This window comes from Acidobacteriota bacterium (assembly GCA_040754075.1).
Taxonomy (GTDB): Bacteria; Acidobacteriota; Blastocatellia; order UBA7656; family UBA7656; genus JBFMDH01.
Genome location: JBFMDH010000018.1, coordinates 86,711 through 105,270, shown reverse-complemented (window position 1 = coordinate 105,270; position 18,560 = coordinate 86,711). Strand labels below are relative to the sequence as shown.

Below are 18,560 nucleotides of genomic sequence, written 5' to 3'. Positions count from 1 at the left end.
TGTGTTTTGTTTTGATTGTTTGAAACAAGACAAACAGAAAAAAATCCGAGGCAAGGTTTGTTCAGGTTGTGGAAAGATTCGGCGAATTCGTCGGCTCCCGCTACATCAACCCAAAGAAACAAAATGTGATGGGTGTCTTTATAAACGCGAAAATATTTTATTTGAAATTATAATCGGGGCGATTGGGGGAGGGTTGCTGGCAATTTATATTCGTTTACGCCTAGGTGATTCATCAGAGCCGTTTCTCTCTTTGAAAAATTTGTTGTCTGTTTTGATTGGGGCAATACTATTTCTTTTTTTCATTTGGGTAGAAGGAGGGAAATATAACCACCATATTCTTAGAGATTTTATTAAAGGGATAGCCTGGGGAGGTGGTACAGGCTTTATTATCTGGAATTTGGAATTTTTTTACTCATCTTCATTGTTTAATTTATTCATAAGTATTTCCGCTGGAATTATAATTGGAGTTCTATACTTTCTAACAAGGGTGCATTCAATAAATCCTGACTCAGATGACTATTAACGTCAGTGCTTGGTAGTTCCATTTCAGTCATGCTATAGTCTGCCCGATTTCAAAGAGACCCAGAGGCTCAATATGGATTTCAAACAAAAATCTCAAGTGATGGATGCGGCGGATATGAGTCGCACCATGTCGCGCCTCGCCTTGCAAATCGTCGAACGCAACGGCGGAACCAAAAGTGTTCTGCTGGTTGGCATTCGTCGTCGCGGGGTTCCGCTTGCCGAACGACTCGCGGATAAAATCGCGCAACTCGAAGGCACCAGACCGGCGACCGGACAACTCGACATCACGCTTTACCGCGATGACCTCTCAACCGTCGGCCCGCGTCCGGTGGTCAATAAAACCGAAATTCCCAATGACATCACCGGCAGAACCATCGTTTTAGTTGACGACGTTCTATACACCGGGCGCACGATTCGCGCCGCCCTGGATGAGTTGGTCGATTTCGGCAGACCATCAAAAGTCGAACTCTGCGTGTTGATTGACCGCGGGCATCGGGAACTCCCGATTCAAGCCGATTATGTCGGCAAGTATGTGCAAACCACTGACGCGGAAATTATCAAAGTGATGTTGCCCGAATACGACGAAGAAGAGCAGGTTGTTGTTGTAGAAAAAGAATAACGCTGTAGCCGGTAGTCGGTAGCCAGTTGTCGGAAAAATTCACCGACCACCGATTACCGATTACCGACCACTGATAGATGGCATTCAATAAAAAAGATTTATTAGGCATCAGAGAACTCACCGTCGAGGAAATCAACACCATTCTCGACACCACCGATTCATTCAAAGAAGTTTCCGCGCGGTCGATTAAAAAAGTTCCCACCTTGCGCGGCAAAACCGTTATCAATCTCTTTTTTGAATCATCCACCCGCACCCGCACCTCGTTTGAACTGGCGGCAAAACGTCTGTCGGCGGATGCGATTAACATTTCGGTTTCGACCTCTTCGGTGACCAAAGGCGAAACCTTGATTGATACGGCGCGCAACATTCAGGCGATGAATCCCGATGTGATTGTCATTCGCCATTCGTCATCAGGCGCACCCCATCAACTGTCGCAATTGGTTGATGCGTCGATTGTCAACGCTGGCGATGGCGCACACGAACACCCGTCGCAGGCATTGCTTGATGCCTACACGATTCGCGAAAGCAAAGGGCGTATTAACGGATTGCAGGTTGCCATCATCGGCGACATTACCCACAGCCGCGTGGCGCGTTCCAACGCCCATCTGTTGACCAAACTTGGCGCGCACCTGCGTATCGCGGGACCACGGACGCTCATTCCACCGCATTTTGAAGAAATCATTGAACCGGCTGAAGGCTCGCTTCGGGTTTGCAATAGTATTGATGAAGCGATAACCGATGCGGATGTGGTGATGATGTTGCGCATACAACGCGAACGCATGACCGATGCCTATTTCCCCTCACTGAAAGAATATGCCATTCGTTTTGGCTTAACCATGGAGCGGTTGAAACTCGCGCGACCTGATGCGATAGTGATGCACCCGGGACCAATCAATCGCGGCATCGAAATCAGTTCGGAAGTTGCCGATAATTCAAATTCACTGATTTTAGAACAGGTGACCAATGGCGTCGCTGTGCGCATGGCGATACTCTATCTGCTGTTACAAAGCGGTGGCGTCGGCGAAATAAACCCGTAACTTTTTGTCATTGGTTTTCTTTCGAGACCGACACTAACGCATTGATGAACGAATTATTGAACCAATAACCAGTATGAATTTATTAATCAAAGGCGGAAAAATCATTGACCCTTCGCAAGGGTTGGACGAGATTGCCGATTTACGAATTGAAAATGGCGTAATCACGCAAATCGGTCACGCGATTTCCGAAGATAATCTGGAAATTTTTGATGCCACTGGCTTGATTGTCTCGCCCGGTTTTATTGACCTTCACGTGCATTTGCGCGAACCCGGCGAAGAGTATAAAGAGACCATCGCATCAGGCAGTGCTGCTGCGGTCGCCGGGGGCTTTACTTCGATATGTGCGATGCCCAATACCAAGCCTGTGAATGATAACGCTTCGATTACCCGATATATCATAGATAAAGCTCGTGAAGCGAATCTCGCTAATGTCTATCCGGTTGGCGCAATCACTCGCGGTTCAAAAGGTGAAGAACTCGCGGAGATGGCAGAGATGAAAACCGCAGGCGCAGTTGCGGTTACAGATGATGGCAAGCCGGTGATGAATTCACAGGTAATGCGCCACGCGATGGAATACGCCAGAGACCTTGATTTAGTGGTCGCAGACCATTGCCAGGATACCTGTTTGTCGGCTTGCGGCGTGATGCACGAAGGCAAATATTCAACTCAGCTTGGACTGAAAGGTATGAGCGGCGCTGCCGAAGACAGTCACGTTGCCCGCGATATAATGCTTGCGGAAATCACCGGGGCGCGGGTTCACATCATGCATATTTCAACGGCAAAAGCCATTCGGATGGTTCGCGATGCCAAACAGAAAGGATTGCCGGTTACCTGCGAAGTGACACCGCATCATCTGGCTTTGACGGATAGCGCGGTTGTCGGATTTGATACCAATACCAAAATGAATCCGCCGCTTCGCACCGAAAGTGATCGCGAAGCGTTAATCGAAGCAATCATTGATGGAACCATAGACGCCATTGCCACAGACCATGCGCCCCATCACCTTGATGAAAAAATGCTCGAATATGATCACGCGCCATTTGGGGTGATTGGCGTGGAAACGGCTCTGGGAGTGGTTTTGCAGGTTTTATACCATTCAGGGAAAGTGCCGCTCAGGCGCATCATCGAAATGCTGACGATTGGCGCAGCCCGGGTGTTTTCATTGCCAAAAGGAACGCTTAAAGTTGGAAGTCAGGCGGATATAACCCTCATTGACCCGGAAAGGGAGTGGAAAATCGAACCGGCTAAATTCAAATCGAAAAGCCGCAACACGCCGTTTGCAAATTGGGAGGTTAAGGGAAAAGTTCACGCCACCTGGGTTTCCGGCAGACAAGTCTTTCAAACCGATTAATATTTATCTTTTCGGGTTCAATGAATTCACCGTCTATCGGGGTAATTTTAATTTTGAAATTGCGACGTATCTTCCAAACCGAAAAAATCACGAATCAGGTGCAATAATTCATTCTGCTTGGACTGCACCCGGCGATTCATCACCTCTTCTTTCAATTCTTCCTTGATGGATTCCAGTTCGACGCTACGTTTGGCAAGCGTCCGGGAAATGTATTCGGCAATTTCCGGTCGGTTGCGCAAAATATTTTCAAAAGCTTCTTTATCCAGTTGGTAACAGATGACATCAGTAATCGCGATGACGTTGGCGTGTCGCCGTTGCCCGGTCATCAACGCCATCTCTCCGAAATAATCACCGCTTCTGAGGGTTGCAACCTTTTCGGTTTTTCCTTCGACATTGACGTCGACCTGGGCTTCACCTTCCAGAATCAAATAGAGCCAATCCGCCTGTGCGCCTTGCCGGGTCATTACTTCACCGCGAACAAAAGGGGCGTATTTCATTCGCATCGCCAGTTCCTGACATTCATCGGTGGTTAAAGAATTAAATAATTCAATCTGCTTTAATGCCTTGCTGCGACGTTCGATTTCTTCTTTCTGTTTACGTACCCGACGCGATTCATCATCATCAGTGATAAACAGCGCCTGTGCCGGGATGGAAAGTGGAATTTCCGCGCGACGTAGCGCGGTGAAAATTCTCGACCGGACAACCGAATCCGTTGGTTCGGGAATGGCTAAATCGGTGAGCCAGTAACGCACGGCATAATGTGTATAACTTTCCTTGAAATCCACCGCGATACAATGAGGTGGCGGAACCAGCGCGACATGTTGAATCGGTTCTTCCTGTAATGCATCCTCGACGGTTTGAATAACTTCAGAAGGCGCATAACGAAAATCGACATTGAAATAAATCCATTGGCGATGTTGCAGCGGCATTCCTTGACGACGCCCAAGTACGGTGAACTGGCCCTTCATCAAGGTGCTGTTCGGGATAATAATGGTGTCCCAGTTGCGCGTTTCAATCGAGGTCTGACGCCAGCGAATTTCCTGTACGCGACCTTCCAGTTCATTGATGCGAATCCAATCGCCGACATTGATGGTATTTTCCATTTGCAGGGCGAGACCGCCAAGGATATTGCCCAATGTATCCTGTAAAGAAAACGCAATGACTGCGGTGATGACTGCCGAAGTCGCGACAATTCCGGCAAGGTCTACGCCATTGCGAGACAGCAGTGTGATGATGGTGATGATGTAAGCGATTGCCAGAATTAAATCGCGTAAAATTAGGGGAATGTGTATACGCAGGGATTTTAAAAATACTCCGAAAAAGAAAACCCCTGCGAGATTGATAATGGCGATGCTCGCAAAGAAAAGCGAGACAAAGCGAATCGAGCGATAAGAAAAATTCTCTGATCCTGAACCGAAATAGCTGATGGCACTCGCGGCTAACAATCCGATGAAGGAGAGCGCAAAAATAAACATCGAAGCGCGAATGCGTTTTCGTTCAGAGGTGGCGATATTAAACAGCAAAAAGGCGATTAGAATAAATCCAATCACGCCCCAAAGCAGGAAGTCGCCAATACCTGAAGTGTCTTTTACAATTTGCCAGAAACTCATGGTCGCGCAAATCCTACGGTTGCGTTTACGAATTCGCAAGCCATAGGTGGAGTTATTGAAGATTAATTTGACAGCTTACGGTCGGATTGATTGGGCAATTGCATTTGCAGCAATTTCGGCATTTTTAGCGCAATCGCTGATTGAAACCCCATCCAGATAATTTCCGATCAAGTGCAATCCCTTGATGTCATTGAATAACTTTTTGATTTTATGCATTCTCGCTGCATGACCGATGTTGTACTGCGGAATGGCTCGCGACCAACGGGTGATTGATAAAACCTGGGGCGGGTTGTTAACGCCCAAAATGGTTTGTAAATCACGGTGCGCTTTTTCAACCAACTCATCATCACTCAAGCCCACCAACTCCGGCGTTCGAGCGCCCCCCATAAAAACGGTGAATAAATTTTTATTTTCAGGGGCGCGACCTGAAAATAAACTCGAACTGAATAGACAACCGAGAATCTTTAGGTTTTCAACCGGCGCAGCTAAAACTCCGAACCCGTCAGCCGGATTGGGGAAATCGGATTTCTCATACGCCAGATGCAACGTCGCAACCGGGGGATATTCGATTTCCGTGAGCAATTGCCTCAATTCTTTTGCATGAGGTTCAAGAAGTTCCGCCGCAACATAGGCAGGGGTTGCAAAAATCAGATGCTCGCAGGAAACGGTTGTCGATTTATCGGAATGGTTCAGGTGTATGGTAAACCTGTCTACCTGTTTTTCAGATACCTCGGTATGAAACTGGATTTCGTATTCCGCATTTTGAATGAAATCTTCGCCAAGTTTTTCTGCCAGCCTTTGAGTGAGTTGAGATAAACCCTGACGGAATGAAACCGAACGTTTGGTTTTGGGTTTTTCAGTAGTCGCAGATTTCGCTTTTTTTGCCGCCTTGGCTTTTGCTATCCCGCCACGAAACAGGCTACCGGAGCCACTTTCAAGTTCCGCAAGCATTGGAAAGGCGGCTTGCACGCTCAAGCGTTTTTCATCTCCCGCATAAATCCCGGAGACAAACGGCGCAACCAATCGTTCCGCTACCTGAATGCCCAGGCGGCGCGAAAAAAAACTATAGACGCTCTCTTCGTTGGTGGCTTCCCGCTTGCTGACGAAAGGTTCTTTAAAGAGTCTTAATTTACCTGCGAAACTCAACAAATTGGTTTTAATTAACGCGGGTGGACCCATCGGCACTTCGCGCATTTTATTTTTATAGAAAACGAACGCCGGAGCTTTGGGGTTTCCTTCGATGAGGTCGTCGGTTAATCCTAACTCATCAACGAGTGATAAAAATTCGGCTGTGCCCCGCGTACTGTTGGGTCCGCGTTCAATTAAGTAATTATCAATCATTTGGCTTTGGATGACTCCACCGGCGCGATTTGATTTTTCTATCAGCGCGACATTCACGCCGAGCGTTTTTAAACGATAAGCGCAAACTAAACCGGAAATTCCCGCGCCCAGGACGATTACTTGTTTGTGGGTGTTTTGCATAAGGTGTTTTTTTGACAGCTCACTTCGTAATATGGGCAAATGTTTAATTGTTGCCTCGCGGAATCGGTTAATTCTTTTTCAACCAGGTCAGCAAGGGTCGAGATAAATTCCGGGCGGCAATTTAAAGCTGAAACCCGGCGGTAATCTTTTACACCAACCTCATCGGCAACTCCCTTATAAAGAATATCCAACTCGTAAAGCGTTTCAATATGCTCGGAAACAAAACTGATGGGGATGAGCAACATTTGCGATACGCCTTCATTAGCCAGTTGGCGAATGGTCTGTTCGGTTGACGGCTCCAGCCATTTGACGGGTCCTACTTTGCTTTGAAAGGCAAGCGTATGGGGATAAGCATTGTCGAGTTGTTCCATTACCAGTTTGACGGTTTCCTGGGTGTGCGCGAGATAAGGGTCGCCATCCTTTTCAACATAACTTACCGGAACGCTGTGAGCACTGAAAATCAGATGAATATCAGAAGGGTTTTGATTTACGAAACCTTTTAACTCTTCACTAATCATCGAAGCCAATGCGCGAATATAATTTTCATCATCCTGCCAGCTACAGATAACCGATTGATTCGCTAATTTTTGCCCGGTTTTATTGGTGATTTCATTGATGCGATTGAGACTCGAACCGGTGGTTGAAATCGAAAATTGCGGATAGAGCGGCAAGATGATTAACCGGGTGATGCCATCTTTTTCGATTTGCTCAAGGGCTTTTTCGGTGAACGGATGCCAGTAACGCATGGCGACATAAACCTCTGCCTTGAGATTTCTTCGCTTGAGTTCTTCGCGAAGTTCGTTTGCCTGTTCATCAGTGATTTTTCTGAGTGGAGAACCGCCGCCAATCTGCGCATAATAACCGGAAGATTTTTTGTGTCTGCGCGACGAAATCAACCAGGCTAAGGGTTTTTGCAAGAATTTAAACGGCAATCGAATAATATCCGGGTCAGCAAACAGGTTGTACAGGAACGGGCGAACATCGGCTAAGGTTTCGGGACCTCCAAGATTTAATAACAGGACGCCGAGCTTTTCTTCATTATTGATTTGGTCACTCATCTTGATTAACGATTCGGCACAAAGGCTTTTGCGGTTTCGATAAACGCGCGGGCGTTTTCAACTGGCGTCATCGGCAATATGCCATGACCAAGATTTAAGATGTGTTTGTGCCCGCCGCCCGCTTTTAAGATAGCCTGAGTTTTTTCCTGAATGATTTCCGGGGTTGAGAGCAACACACAGGGGTCGAGGTTTCCTTGCAGGGTGAATTTATCGCCCACACGACTGCGCGCCTCGGTCAAGTCGGTGCGCCAATCCAGACTCAAAACATCCGCGCCACAGGTTGCCATATCTTCAAGAAAATGGTCGCTGTTGTTGATGTACATAATCGCTGGAGCGGATTCACGATTGAGCGCCGCAAAAATTTTTTGTTGATAGGGAAGGGCGAATTCCCGGTAATCCGGCGCAGCTAATTCACCTGCCCAGGAGTCGAAGAGTTGAACAACCTGCACCCCGGCTTCGATTTGAGCATTTAAATATAAAATGATGGTGTCGGAAATTTTATCCAGCAGCGCGTGAAAGGTTTTCGGCTCTTTAAACATCATCTGTTTCACATAGCCATAATTTTTTGAACCGCCGCCTTCAATCATATAGGCGGCAAGCGTCCAGGGCGCACCGGCAAACCCGATGAGCGGAACCGCGCCATCAATCTCTTTCCTTAACGTTCGCACAATTTCCATAACGAAACCAGTTTTTTCCACGGGGTCTGGAACGATGAGCTTATCAATTTGCTCACGGGTGCGAATCGGGTCTGGAAGTTCCGGCCCTTTTTTCTCGGTCAAACGGACTTCCTGCCCCATCGCTTCGACCGGAATCAGAATATCGCTGAACAATATCACCGCATCAACGCCGACGATGTGCAGCGGTTGCAGCGATACTTCGACAGCAAGCTCAACGGTTTTGCAGAGGGTTAGAAAATCAATATCTTTGCGAACGGCGCGATATTCCGGCAAATACCGCCCGGCTTGACGCATCATCCAAACCGGCGTGCGTTCAACCGGTTCACCTTTGGCGGCGCGAATCAATAAATCATTTTTCATAAGTTTATTCAGAATAAAGACTGCTTTGCGTTTATTTCAAATTTTCTTTGGAAACGATAGGAAATTGTAACAACCGGAAATACGTGGCTCAAGGAAGTGTGGATTTCGTTGCCTTGAAATGGCTGACAAACCGATTGCCTTTTTCAAAAAAACGCCAGTCCAGTTCCGTCGCTTTGGTTATGCCAATGCGTGGGCTGATGGCAATTTGAGGGGAGTCAGCACGTTCGCGCAATTTAATGGATTGCCCGATCAATTGTCCGTTGAAGCGTAAATCAATACCAAGAGCCATACTCAATTTTCCGGGGCCATTGGTGAGCTTGTTTAGGTCATCAATCTCACGTCGTTTTTTCATCAACTCGATTCCTTTGATTGGTTCGATGGCACGGATTAGCACAGCCCCGACTCCGGTTTGTTCACAGGTGAAATTCAGGCAGAAATACATCCCATAATTCAGATAAACATAAATGTGCCCAAAGGTCTCGTACATCAACGCGCTACGATTGGTTTTTTTCGCAGCGTGCGAGGCAGCGTCGGTTTTGTAGGCTTCGGTTTCGACAATTCGCCCTTCGCATTCACCGACCACCAAGGTCGTGCCAATCAAATTTTCTGCAACGGTTAAGGTATCTCGTGAAAAAAAGTTCTGGTTTATCAAGTTCATTTCCCGATTAAACTTCGACGATTTTATGGGTTTTATCAAGGCTATCGCGACGAATTTTAATTAAAGCTATTAGACTGAAGGCAGCATCACACGTTGGTCATAATTTCCTGCTGCTGAAAAAAAGGAAGCAAATCTCTCCTACATAAATATGCGGTGACATTTTCTTTAATAACTATTAGCTTCGATAGCGGAGGTATCTGCTTTGGCTTTGGGTGAGGCGGTTTCGATTCCGCGAGGCTAAATCGTAAACTGAGTGCCAGACTATTTACGGAAAATCGCTTTCAGAGAATTGCAAACCCCAGCTAAGGCAAAACAGGCTTTAGCAGATACCCATCAAATTTAGAATTTTTTGACCATCCACTTACCCGGTCATCATTAAGGTCGTCTTTGAAAAGTTTCAGGTTTTATAAAATTCACCTCACCCGCCAGGTTGAGAGTTTATTTGACGAAACCGATTCAACTACTTGTTTATGTGGTGACGCTTTTCGGGCGGTTATTTATTCTATCGGAGGTGGCGCAACCCGGGAATCACTTCATCACCGATTATTAGAAAAGGTTTTGCAATATGGAATGGATTAAACGACCGGTAACCATTAAATAATAACAACCGATGCCCCCAACATTTTCATTAGCCCGATAAAACCGGATTGGAAATTTGCAGTCTAATTAATATTGGAAATCACCAAGAGGAATAGCCATGAGTTTTTGGAAGAAATTAACCGGAGATAACTTTAATTTAGTCGATGCGGCGAAAAGCGTTTTTGATTCTGGGAAATCGTTAGAAAGTAGTGCCCACAGTGTCGCAAGCAATTTTGTTCAACAGGTGGCGACTCCGAAACCTGCGCCTGCGCAAATGCCACAGCAACCGGGCTTGGAGATGTCGGGACCTGAATTTGCGCCGATTCAAGGGGTTTCATTGGAACTTTATGCGAATCTGCTTGCCGATATGAGTGACTGCGGAGAAGACGAAGCCCGGTGTCTGGCGATTGCCAATTCACAAGGGGTGTCTCGTGATGCCTGGGAAGCGGCAAAGACCGGTTGGACGGAACGCATGGCTGACCCCAGTCTGCAAAATCGTGTCTCACTCGGATTTTTAAAATACTACTCGCCAGCGATGGATAAAAAACGCGGCGGGGTTGAACCGGTCAGCCTTGAAGATTACACCAGAATTTTTGCGGCGATGAACTATCGCAAAGACCCGAACGACCCTGCAAAGCAGATAGACCGCGAAATTGTCTTAAAGGAAAATGGCTTGACTTTGAATCAATGGAATCAATGTCTGGTTTATTGGTCGCCCCAGGTTAGCGATGCCTCAAACCCGGCTTTAAAACGATTTCAGGAATTGCTCAATAACGAGTTGAAGAAATATTTTTAGTAATGATTGAGGGGTTTCGGTTGAAACCTTTATGGAGTTGAATCAAGCGCGGCAGTTTCCCATTCCCGGTAAAGGTCTTCCAGGCGGGAAGAGAGATTTTCTTGTTGCTCATTTATCTGAGCGTATTCCTGCACTCCCCATCCCGATGCGGGGTTAGCCAATTGGTCAGCTAATCCCGCTAATTTTTTTTCAACCTCATGGATATCCGATTCAATCTGTTCTACTGGGCGGCTGGTTTTTTTGGTTTTTTGCTTAATCGTTGAGGGAGATGCATTGGATTTAATCTTCTGAGTTTTTCGCGTCTCATCCTGAGCAATTTTTAGTTGGCGATGACGATACTCATAAAATTCCGAATAGCTCCCATTAAAATGAGTCACCCCGGTTTTTTCAAAAAATAGAATTTCGGTGGCGATTTTATCGAGAAAATAGCGGTCGTGCGAGACCGTGATAATCGTCCCCTGATATTCTGCCAGCGAATTTTCCAGCGCCTCGCGTGAGGGAATATCCAGATGATTGGTTGGTTCGTCCAAAACCAAAACATTGGCTCTGCTGTAAATCAATTTCGCCAGCGCCAGTCGACTGCGCTCGCCGCCCGAAAGTGCGCTGACCGGTTTATAAATGTCATCGCCGGTAAATAAAAATCTCGCCAGATAACCGCGCAAATCACCAACGGATGCGCGTGGCGCGATAGTCGCCATCTCATCAATGACGATAGCCGTGTCATTGAGACCGGATAATTCCTGGTCGAAAAATTCGAGATTGACATTTGCGCCCCAGGTGGTTCCGCCTTCAAGCGGCTCTAAATCCCCTATGATAGTTTTTAAAAAAGTGGTCTTTCCGGTTCCATTTGCGCCGATGACGCCGAGGCGTTCGCCTCGATGCAAAAGAAAATTGATATTTGAGGCGAGTTTATGAGTTCCATATCCCACGGCGAGATCGGAGACTGCGAGAACGTTATCACCAGTCCGGGCGACGGTTTGCATTTTAAAATTGGTGGATTGTTGTTCACTGACCGATTCGACGCGCTCCATTCGTTCAAGCATATTACGCCGGGATTTCGCCTGTTTGGTTTTTTGCCCTGCGAGATTGCGACGAATGAATTCTTCGGTTTGTTCAATCAACTCCTGCTGTTTTTCATATTCGCGCATTTGCACAAGGCGTTGTTCTTCGCGTTGGCGAACGTAGGCGGAATAATTACCCGTATAAATGTTTGCGCGTCCGCCATCGATTTCAATGATTTTCGTAGCGAGTTTATCCAGTAAAAACCGGTCGTGCGAGATGATGACGAAAGCCTTTTTGTATTCGCTGAGAAAATCTTCCAGCCACTCAACGGCGTTTACGTCAAGGTGATTGGTCGGCTCATCCAGCAATAGTATGTCGGGTTCCGTTAATAATAACTTAGCTAACGCCAGACGGGATTTTTGCCCTCCGCTTAATACGCGGGCAGGTTGAGAAAAATCCTCCTGCCTGAACCCCAACCCGACCAGAACCGATTCAGCCCGCGCGTGATACGAGAAGCCGCCTTCCATTTCGTAAGCGTGGCGGAGGTCGCTATAGGTCTGCATAATTTCGTGGAGTTCATCGCCCTCTTTTTCGCCCATTAAGTGTTCAAGGCGGGTCATCTCCGATTCCATTGACTGAAATTGGTTGAAGACCGAAAGCGCCTGGTCACGGACAGAGGTATCACTATCAAATGTCGGACGTTGCTCCAGCAATCCGACACGCAGACCTTTTAGAAGGGATACCTCGCCTTCGTCAGGTTCTTCAATGTGAGTGATTAAACGGAATATGGTGGTTTTGCCTGCGCCATTTCGACCAACCAGCCCAACACGTTCTGCGGGATTTATTTGAAAGGTAACGCCGCGCAATACGGAATGCGCGCCATAAAATTTTACAACTTCGTCTAAACGGAAAAGCATTTTCAGTAGTTGGTAATCGGCAGTCGGTAGTCGGTGAAATGATTAACCGGCAACTGACTACCGACTACCGACCACTATTTATTGGAATTTGCTGAAGCGGGCTTGCTCGTTGCCGGAGCCGCGTTCGAGTTGCCTGCCGGTGTTGCGTTGCTGTTTGCAGGTTGGGCATTCTGATTTTCAACTCTGGGCTGCGGTTGTTGTTGGGGTTGTTGACCGGTTTGTTGCAACAACGCAGAAGGCTTCATATCCGAAATGCGTTTCGGGTCTTGCACCAACTGTTCAGCAAAATAATTTTTAACGCTGGCTTCGGCAATCGCCGTCGCAATCAAGGCATTGAACAAAACCTGCTGGCGTTGCTGCGTCAAAGTGTCAACGATACTTTTCCGAACTTCTTCCATTTCCAAGGTAAGCGCTTCTTCCTTTTCGCGCCGCGCATTGAGTTTAAAAATCGCCCAAACCCCTGCAACATTATCGCGTAGCGGCTGGGTATATTGACCGGGGGTGAGTTCCTTCATCAATTTGTCAATGACATCCTGACGACCGGGAAATGCCTGTTTGAGTTCTGCTTCGGACATGAATCCGACCGCGCCACCGCGAATGGCAGTGTTTTGATCTTCGGAGCGTTGGGAAGCCAGTGTGGCAAAATCGGTGCCGCTTTTCAGTTGTTCATATATGGCTTTAATTTTGGTTTCAGCGCCGGCATCGCCGCCGTTGTTTGCCGGTGAAGTTGCGATGATTGAGAAGTCCACCCCGCGAACCGCGCGGAATTGGTCCTTATTTTCTTCAAAATATTTTTTTACTTCATCATCGGTCGGTTGCGCGACGCGGGTTTTTTCTTTGTCGCGTAAAGCTTCAATCGCCAGAGAACGCTTTATCTGTTCTTTGGCTTCGTCTTCGGTTATGCCGAGTTGTTTCAATTGCTCTTTATACTGATCATCGGTGATTTTAGCTGACTGTTTACGGTTCTGAAGCTCCTGGTTTACTTTATTGGCATCGGGAACCAGATTGTCTTTTTGAGCTTTCTGGAAAAGCGCTTCTTCTTCGATCATTCGGTCGAGGATTGCCATTCGCGCGTTGGCAAGTTGAGCCGAGTTAAAAGTCGCACCGGGGCTTTGATCAAGTTGTTGTTTGATAAGCCGGTCAACCTCATTCAACTTGATCTCTTTAGAACCGACTTTGGCAACCACATCACCGCCAGCGCCGCCGCCATTATCATTACATGCTGCAATAAAGAGACCGGTGAGGAGAATTAAAATAGAGAATAATTTTCGATTAGAGTCAAACACGAATCCGCTCCTTCGCAAAAAATGGTTTGACGGCACATAGCCCGTCCGTGTTACATTGTCGCTTTGCTTAAATGCAATAATTCTTAACCGAGGAGTACGATCATGTCTAAACGTTGTGATGTCTGCGGCAAAGGCCCGCAATTTGGAAATCGCGTCTCCCACGCGAACAATCGCACCCGTCGTCGCTTTGAACCGAACCTTCAAGCCGTTCGTGCCAATGTTGCAGGCAGTGTGCAACGCCTGAAAGTTTGTACACGTTGTTTAAAGGCCGGTAAAGTTGTCAAAGCTGCCTGATAAAACCTTCAATTTTCAAATCTCAAATTCCATTTACCAACATCTGAATAGAATTTGAGATTTGAAATTCTCACCTATAAAAGCGCAATCACATCAATTTCGACTCGCGCATCTTTAGGTAATCGTGAAACCTCTACGGTTGACCTAGCCGGTGGCACGTCGTTGAAAAACTGCGCATAGGCTTCATTCATTTCACCAAAATCATTCATATCGGCAAGAAAAACCGTGGTTTTAACCACCTTGTCCAGTGATGTCCCTGCCGCTTCCAGCACCGCACTCAGGTTATGAAAAATCCGCTCGGTTTGTTCCGCAATGGTGCCGATGATCAATTGACCGGTTGCCGGGTCCAGAGGAACTTGTCCTGAGGCGAAAACCATGCCATTGGCTTTAATGGCTTGGGAGTAGGGACCAATCGCTTTCGGGGCATTATCCGTTTGCACAGGTTCTTTCATTGTCTTGAGACTCCACAGATATGAATCATTTGCATTATCGAAATTGCAAATTATCTCAGATGAATATGCGCTTGTCCAACTTGTTGGGGCAGGGAAATCGTCTTCATCGAATAGATTGCAATCCGGACTTTTCAGATTTGTCGTTTATCTATTAAATGATGGCGCATTCAACGAAGGTATGAACTGAGGGGATTTGACCAGAGGGAATTAGGCAGCGGATTCTTCGCTATCCAGGCGTTCAACATTGATGACGCCTTTAACGGATTTGAGCACGGCGGTTAATCGTTCGAGGTGTTTGACATCAAAAATTTCTGAAGTCACTACCAGTTGTCCACGCCCTTCGCTATCAACTCCGGCGTGAATATCGCGAATGTTGGTGCCGATTCCGGCAATCGCCTGGGTGACATCGGCAAGCATACCGGGACGGTCTTCAGTTACCAACTTCACGGTGACCGGATATGCCGCAGATTTTTCCCCGTCGGCTTTCATCCATTCCACTTCAATCAACCGTTCAGGATTGACATTCAAACTGGGCATATTGGGACAGCGTGAGGAATGAACCGCGACGCCTTTGCCTCTGGTGATGTAGCCAATGATTTGTTCGCCGCGAATCGGATTACAGCAACGCGCACGGTAAACCATGATGTCATCTGTCCCTTTTACGGTAATGCGATCCTGCAAACCGAGGGCGCTTTTAATAACCTGTTTGAAGGTTGGACCTTTGGGTTCTTCTAGCTCTTTGGCGCGTTCCGGTGGTAACAATTTGGCGATGACGCTGCGGGGCAGGGTTTTGCCATAACCGATTGATGCCAGCAAATCATCGATTCGCGCCACGCCGTATTCGGGAACGATGCGTTCCAATTCGCCGTTTGTCAGAAGTTTTTTGAGGCTGAGTTTGTATTTTTCCGCCTCTTTTTCAAATATTTTTCTGCCAACGTCAATCGCTGTCTGGCGTTCGTTTTCCGCCAGATAATGACGAATTTTATTTCGGGCGCGAGTGGTTTTGACGAAGTTTACCCAGTCACGGGTCGGATGCGCGGTTGGCGAAGTGATGATTTCAACCACATCGCCGTTTCTTAAATTGTATTTTAAGGGCACGATGCGCCCGTTTACCTTGGCTCCCTGACATGCCATCCCGACTTCCGTATGGATGTTGAAAGCGAAATCAATCGGAGTCGCCCCGCGTGGCAATTCGATAACTTTACCACGCGGAGTAAAGCAATAAACCTCTTTCGGATAAAGGTCGAGCTTTAAAGAATCCATAAATTCACGAGAATCGGATTCCTTGACCTCCTGTTGCCATTCAACCAATCGCTTGAGCCAGATAAATGCCTCGTCTTCATCTGTATGGGTGCCGCGCCGACCTTCTTTATATTTCCAGTGGGCAGCGATTCCTTCTTCGGCAATCAGATGCATTTCCTGGGTGCGAATTTGCACTTCAAAGGGTTGTCCGCTATCGCCGACGACAGAAGTGTGGAGGGATTGATAAAAGTTTTCGCGAGGGATGGCAATCCAATCTTTAAACCGGCTTGGAATCGGTTTCCAGGCTGTATGAATCACGCCTAATGCTGCATAACAATCTTTGATTGATTCCGTGATAATCCGAATCGCGACCAAATCATAAACCTGATCAATATCGATGTGTTGACGTTTGAGTTTCAGATAAATCGAATAGAGTCGCTTCAATCGCCCTTCGATATGCACATTTTGAATATCGGCATCCTTGAGCATCTTGGTCATCCGACTTTTCACACTATCAAGGTAAGCTTCCAGTCGGGTTCGGCGATTTTCTACCGATTCTTTGAGTTTTCTATACTCTTCAGGTTCGAGATATTTAAAAGCCAGGTCTTCGAGTTCGCCTCTCACCTTACTCATTCCCAGGCGGTGAGCAATGGGGGCGTAGACATCGAGGGTTTCCTGAGCGACCCGTTTTTGTTTATCACTGCGAAGGTGTTCAAGGGTTCGCATATTGTGCAAACGGTCTGCCAGTTTAACCAGAATCACCCGGACATCATCGACCATTGCAAGCAGCATTTTACGGATGCTTTGCGCCTGTCGCTCTTCCGGCGAAGCCTGTTTTAATTTGGAAATTTTCGTTAGCCCATCAACCAGATGCGACACCTCTTTCCCGAAATAAGCTTCGATTTCTTCAATCGGGGTTCCGGTATCTTCGACCACGTCATGGAGCAATCCGGTCACCACACATATCGGATCAAGTTTCAGGTCGGCGATGATGTTTGCGACTTCGAGAGGATGAATTAAATAGGGTTCGCCCGATTTGCGGATTTGCCCGCGATGTTGTCGGGCAGAGAAGAGGTAGGCGCGGCGCAGTAAATCCTCGTCGGCATTCGGGTGGTTTTTCTTAACCTTTTCGATGATGCTCTCAAAGCGAATCATAATTGCCTGTTAAGTATATCTTTTTAGTTTAAGGGAAAATTTTTAAGAAGCAAGCCAACGCATTTACCCGGAAAAATTTATTCCATTTTATTGGAAAAAAAGAAAAAGGTGACTCGTTTAGGAGTCACCTTGAAAATGCATAGGAGTGAAAATTCCTTATTTTGGTTGACCGGCTTCGGCGGTTCCTTCGCTCGCCGCCTTGGCTTTCTGCTGTTCCTGAATCTTCATATACATCTTCTGACTATCTTCCTGCTTTTTCAGGAAATCAGGTAGTTTTGATGCATCGTTGACTTTGGTGTCTTCGATATAGACCAATTTTTCATAGAAATAGGCGTTGGCGTAATTGGGGTCAACCGAGATGGCTTTTTGCAAATACTCGTGAGCCTGTTGAATAACCGGCTTCATTTTATTTTGCACATCGGGCGGAATCGGTTGTTTTTTGCTGACATAGGGATAGCCGATATCATAGGAAGCTTTCCACATATCAACTCCGAGCGTGTAATACACATCCGCCTTTGATTGCGTAGACGCGCTGGGCAATTCGGCGCGTTTTATCAACGTTTTGTGCTGCAAGTTTTTATACTCTTCAGATTTGGCATCGCTAATCTGCGAAAGTTGTTTGTAGACGTTGGCTTGCAGGGCGAGCGCCGTATCGATGGATTTGGGTTCGATTTCCGGGTTCTTGAGAATGTTTTCGTAAGCTTGAATGGTCTCTTCACCCAATTTTTCGGTTAGATTTTGATCAAACTGGGCATTCAATGCTCTGGCAAAAAACAGTTGCGCATTTGCCATCTCAGGCGACAACTCTAAAGCCTGAGCAAAAAATTGCTGGGCGGTATCGTACTTGCCTTTATTAAATTCACGAACCCCTTGATTGAGTTTATCTTTGGCTCGCAGTTTATTGATGACGCCACACCCTTGGGTCGTCATCATCAGTGCGAGTATACCGATAAATAGAGGTAGGAGTTTGAGATTACGTTTCCTCTCCACGACAGTTTCCTCCTATGCGTTATTGTAAAAAGTCAATCTGGAGTCCGATACGTTCGGCACCGGCTCCTTTGATGGTGTCAATGACATTGACCACATCACCATATTGTTTATCTTTGGGACCCTTGATGAATACCGTCTTATCAGGGCGTTGCTCAAGCAGTGATTGTAAGGTCGTGCCCAGTTCAATCAAGGTCATCGGCTTGGAATTAAGCTTAACGTTCTGGTCTAATCCGCTTCCCGATAAATCAACCTCGACCATCAACAAATCGGATGGTGGAACTGGCGAATTTTCTGTGGTATCCGGTTTTTGCGGAATGTTCGATTCAAACTGCGCTTCTTTGCGGGGTTGAATGACCATGAAGATGATAATCAGCACGAGCAACACGTCGATCAGCGGTGTTACGTTAATGTTTGGTGGTGCTAATCCAACTTTCTTACTAGCAATGACGTCTTCTTGTTCTCCGTGTGCCATC

17 protein-coding genes are annotated in these 18,560 nt (G+C 46.9%); 6 read left to right on the top strand and 11 right to left on the bottom strand.

All coding sequences use genetic code 11. From position 1 onward, the window contains the following. Positions 1–19: 19 nt before the first annotated feature. The 4 genes from AB1757_19055 (at position 20) to AB1757_19040 (ending at position 3,529) form a co-directional block, all read left to right on the top strand. Complete coding sequence (locus AB1757_19055) at positions 20–523, top strand: hypothetical protein (GenBank protein ID MEW6129146.1); 504 nt, start codon at positions 20–22, stop codon at positions 521–523. Positions 524–595: 72 nt separating this feature from the next. After that, on the top strand, positions 596–1,141 hold the full coding sequence (gene pyrR, locus AB1757_19050; GenBank protein ID MEW6129145.1) for a bifunctional pyr operon transcriptional regulator/uracil phosphoribosyltransferase PyrR: 546 nt from the start codon (positions 596–598) through the stop codon (positions 1,139–1,141). 77 nt (positions 1,142–1,218) lie between these two features. Next, positions 1,219–2,178, top strand: coding sequence for an aspartate carbamoyltransferase catalytic subunit (locus AB1757_19045; protein MEW6129144.1), 960 nt, complete (start codon positions 1,219–1,221; stop codon positions 2,176–2,178). 73 nt (positions 2,179–2,251) lie between these two features. Then, entirely contained in the window at positions 2,252–3,529 is a 1,278-nt protein-coding gene (locus AB1757_19040) for a dihydroorotase (GenBank protein ID MEW6129143.1), read from the top strand. A 47-nt stretch (positions 3,530–3,576) separates the two neighbouring features. Here AB1757_19040 and AB1757_19035 read toward each other — a convergent pair whose 3' ends face one another. From AB1757_19035 to AB1757_19015, 5 genes are all read right to left on the bottom strand, one after another. Continuing rightward, a complete protein-coding gene (locus tag AB1757_19035) occupies positions 3,577–5,139 on the bottom strand; it encodes a mechanosensitive ion channel family protein (protein ID MEW6129142.1) in 1,563 nt (520 codons plus the stop codon). Positions 5,140–5,214: 75 nt separating this feature from the next. After that, complete coding sequence (gene hemG / locus AB1757_19030) at positions 5,215–6,621, bottom strand: protoporphyrinogen oxidase (GenBank protein ID MEW6129141.1); 1,407 nt, start codon at positions 6,619–6,621, stop codon at positions 5,215–5,217. Then, positions 6,597–7,679, bottom strand: coding sequence for a ferrochelatase (gene hemH / locus AB1757_19025; protein ID MEW6129140.1), 1,083 nt, complete (start codon positions 7,677–7,679; stop codon positions 6,597–6,599). Before hemH ends, hemG begins: the two co-directional genes overlap by 25 nt. Positions 7,680–7,684: 5 nt before the next feature. Further along, positions 7,685–8,716, bottom strand: a complete 1,032-nt coding sequence (hemE, locus tag AB1757_19020) for a uroporphyrinogen decarboxylase (GenBank protein ID MEW6129139.1) — start codon at positions 8,714–8,716, stop codon at positions 7,685–7,687. Positions 8,717–8,804: 88 nt separating this feature from the next. Next, positions 8,805–9,368 carry a DNA-3-methyladenine glycosylase gene (locus AB1757_19015; protein ID MEW6129138.1) on the bottom strand — a complete coding sequence of 188 codons (564 nt, stop codon included), beginning with the start codon at positions 9,366–9,368 and terminating at the stop codon, positions 8,805–8,807. Between the two features lie 703 nt (positions 9,369–10,071). Here AB1757_19015 and AB1757_19010 point away from each other — a divergent pair. After that, positions 10,072–10,749, top strand: coding sequence for a hypothetical protein (locus AB1757_19010; protein ID MEW6129137.1), 678 nt, complete (start codon positions 10,072–10,074; stop codon positions 10,747–10,749). A 29-nt stretch (positions 10,750–10,778) separates the two neighbouring features. On the opposite strand, the gene AB1757_19005 is transcribed toward AB1757_19010, so the two are convergent. Both AB1757_19005 and AB1757_19000 read right to left on the bottom strand, forming a co-directional pair. Beyond that, positions 10,779–12,668: an ABC-F family ATP-binding cassette domain-containing protein gene (locus AB1757_19005; GenBank protein MEW6129136.1), complete on the bottom strand. Its 1,890-nt coding sequence runs from the start codon at positions 12,666–12,668 to the stop codon at positions 10,779–10,781. Between the two features lie 74 nt (positions 12,669–12,742). Continuing rightward, the gene (locus AB1757_19000; GenBank protein MEW6129135.1) at positions 12,743–13,954 is read right to left on the bottom strand and encodes a SurA N-terminal domain-containing protein; all 1,212 of its coding nucleotides are present in this window, start codon (positions 13,952–13,954) and stop codon (positions 12,743–12,745) included. A gap of 102 nt (positions 13,955–14,056) precedes the next feature. Between AB1757_19000 and rpmB the strand changes: the two genes are divergently transcribed. Then, on the top strand, positions 14,057–14,248 hold the full coding sequence (gene rpmB, locus AB1757_18995; protein ID MEW6129134.1) for a 50S ribosomal protein L28: 192 nt from the start codon (positions 14,057–14,059) through the stop codon (positions 14,246–14,248). 74 nt (positions 14,249–14,322) lie between these two features. Here the strand turns inward: rpmB and AB1757_18990 are convergent, their stop codons facing one another. The 4 genes from AB1757_18990 to AB1757_18975 form a co-directional block, all read right to left on the bottom strand. Continuing rightward, positions 14,323–14,700, bottom strand: a complete 378-nt coding sequence (locus AB1757_18990; protein ID MEW6129133.1) for a RidA family protein — start codon at positions 14,698–14,700, stop codon at positions 14,323–14,325. A 207-nt stretch (positions 14,701–14,907) separates the two neighbouring features. Further along, positions 14,908–17,097 carry a bifunctional (p)ppGpp synthetase/guanosine-3',5'-bis(diphosphate) 3'-pyrophosphohydrolase gene (locus AB1757_18985; protein MEW6129132.1) on the bottom strand — a complete coding sequence of 730 codons (2,190 nt, stop codon included), beginning with the start codon at positions 17,095–17,097 and terminating at the stop codon, positions 14,908–14,910. 156 nt (positions 17,098–17,253) lie between these two features. After that, complete coding sequence (locus AB1757_18980; GenBank protein ID MEW6129131.1) at positions 17,254–18,087, bottom strand: hypothetical protein; 834 nt, start codon at positions 18,085–18,087, stop codon at positions 17,254–17,256. 19 nt (positions 18,088–18,106) lie between these two features. Then, positions 18,107–18,559, bottom strand: coding sequence for a biopolymer transporter ExbD (locus AB1757_18975; protein MEW6129130.1), 453 nt, complete (start codon positions 18,557–18,559; stop codon positions 18,107–18,109). Position 18,560 lies beyond the last annotated feature (1 nt).

Coding starts and splice junctions, on each gene's coding strand:
- AB1757_18985 (MEW6129132.1), bottom strand. CDS start 17,097: ATGATTCGCTTTGAGAGCATCATCGAAAAGGTTAAGAAAAACCACCCG.
- AB1757_18975 (MEW6129130.1), bottom strand. CDS start 18,559: ATGGCACACGGAGAACAAGAAGACGTCATTGCTAGTAAGAAAGTTGGA.
- hemH (MEW6129140.1), bottom strand. CDS start 7,679: ATGAGTGACCAAATCAATAATGAAGAAAAGCTCGGCGTCCTGTTATTA.
- hemG (MEW6129141.1), bottom strand. CDS start 6,621: ATGCAAAACACCCACAAACAAGTAATCGTCCTGGGCGCGGGAATTTCC.
- pyrR (MEW6129145.1), top strand. CDS start 596: ATGGATTTCAAACAAAAATCTCAAGTGATGGATGCGGCGGATATGAGT.
- AB1757_19005 (MEW6129136.1), bottom strand. CDS start 12,668: ATGCTTTTCCGTTTAGACGAAGTTGTAAAATTTTATGGCGCGCATTCC.
- rpmB (MEW6129134.1), top strand. CDS start 14,057: ATGTCTAAACGTTGTGATGTCTGCGGCAAAGGCCCGCAATTTGGAAAT.
- AB1757_19045 (MEW6129144.1), top strand. CDS start 1,219: ATGGCATTCAATAAAAAAGATTTATTAGGCATCAGAGAACTCACCGTC.
- hemE (MEW6129139.1), bottom strand. CDS start 8,716: ATGAAAAATGATTTATTGATTCGCGCCGCCAAAGGTGAACCGGTTGAA.
- AB1757_19040 (MEW6129143.1), top strand. CDS start 2,252: ATGAATTTATTAATCAAAGGCGGAAAAATCATTGACCCTTCGCAAGGG.
- AB1757_18990 (MEW6129133.1), bottom strand. CDS start 14,700: ATGAAAGAACCTGTGCAAACGGATAATGCCCCGAAAGCGATTGGTCCC.
- AB1757_19035 (MEW6129142.1), bottom strand. CDS start 5,139: ATGAGTTTCTGGCAAATTGTAAAAGACACTTCAGGTATTGGCGACTTC.
- AB1757_19010 (MEW6129137.1), top strand. CDS start 10,072: ATGAGTTTTTGGAAGAAATTAACCGGAGATAACTTTAATTTAGTCGAT.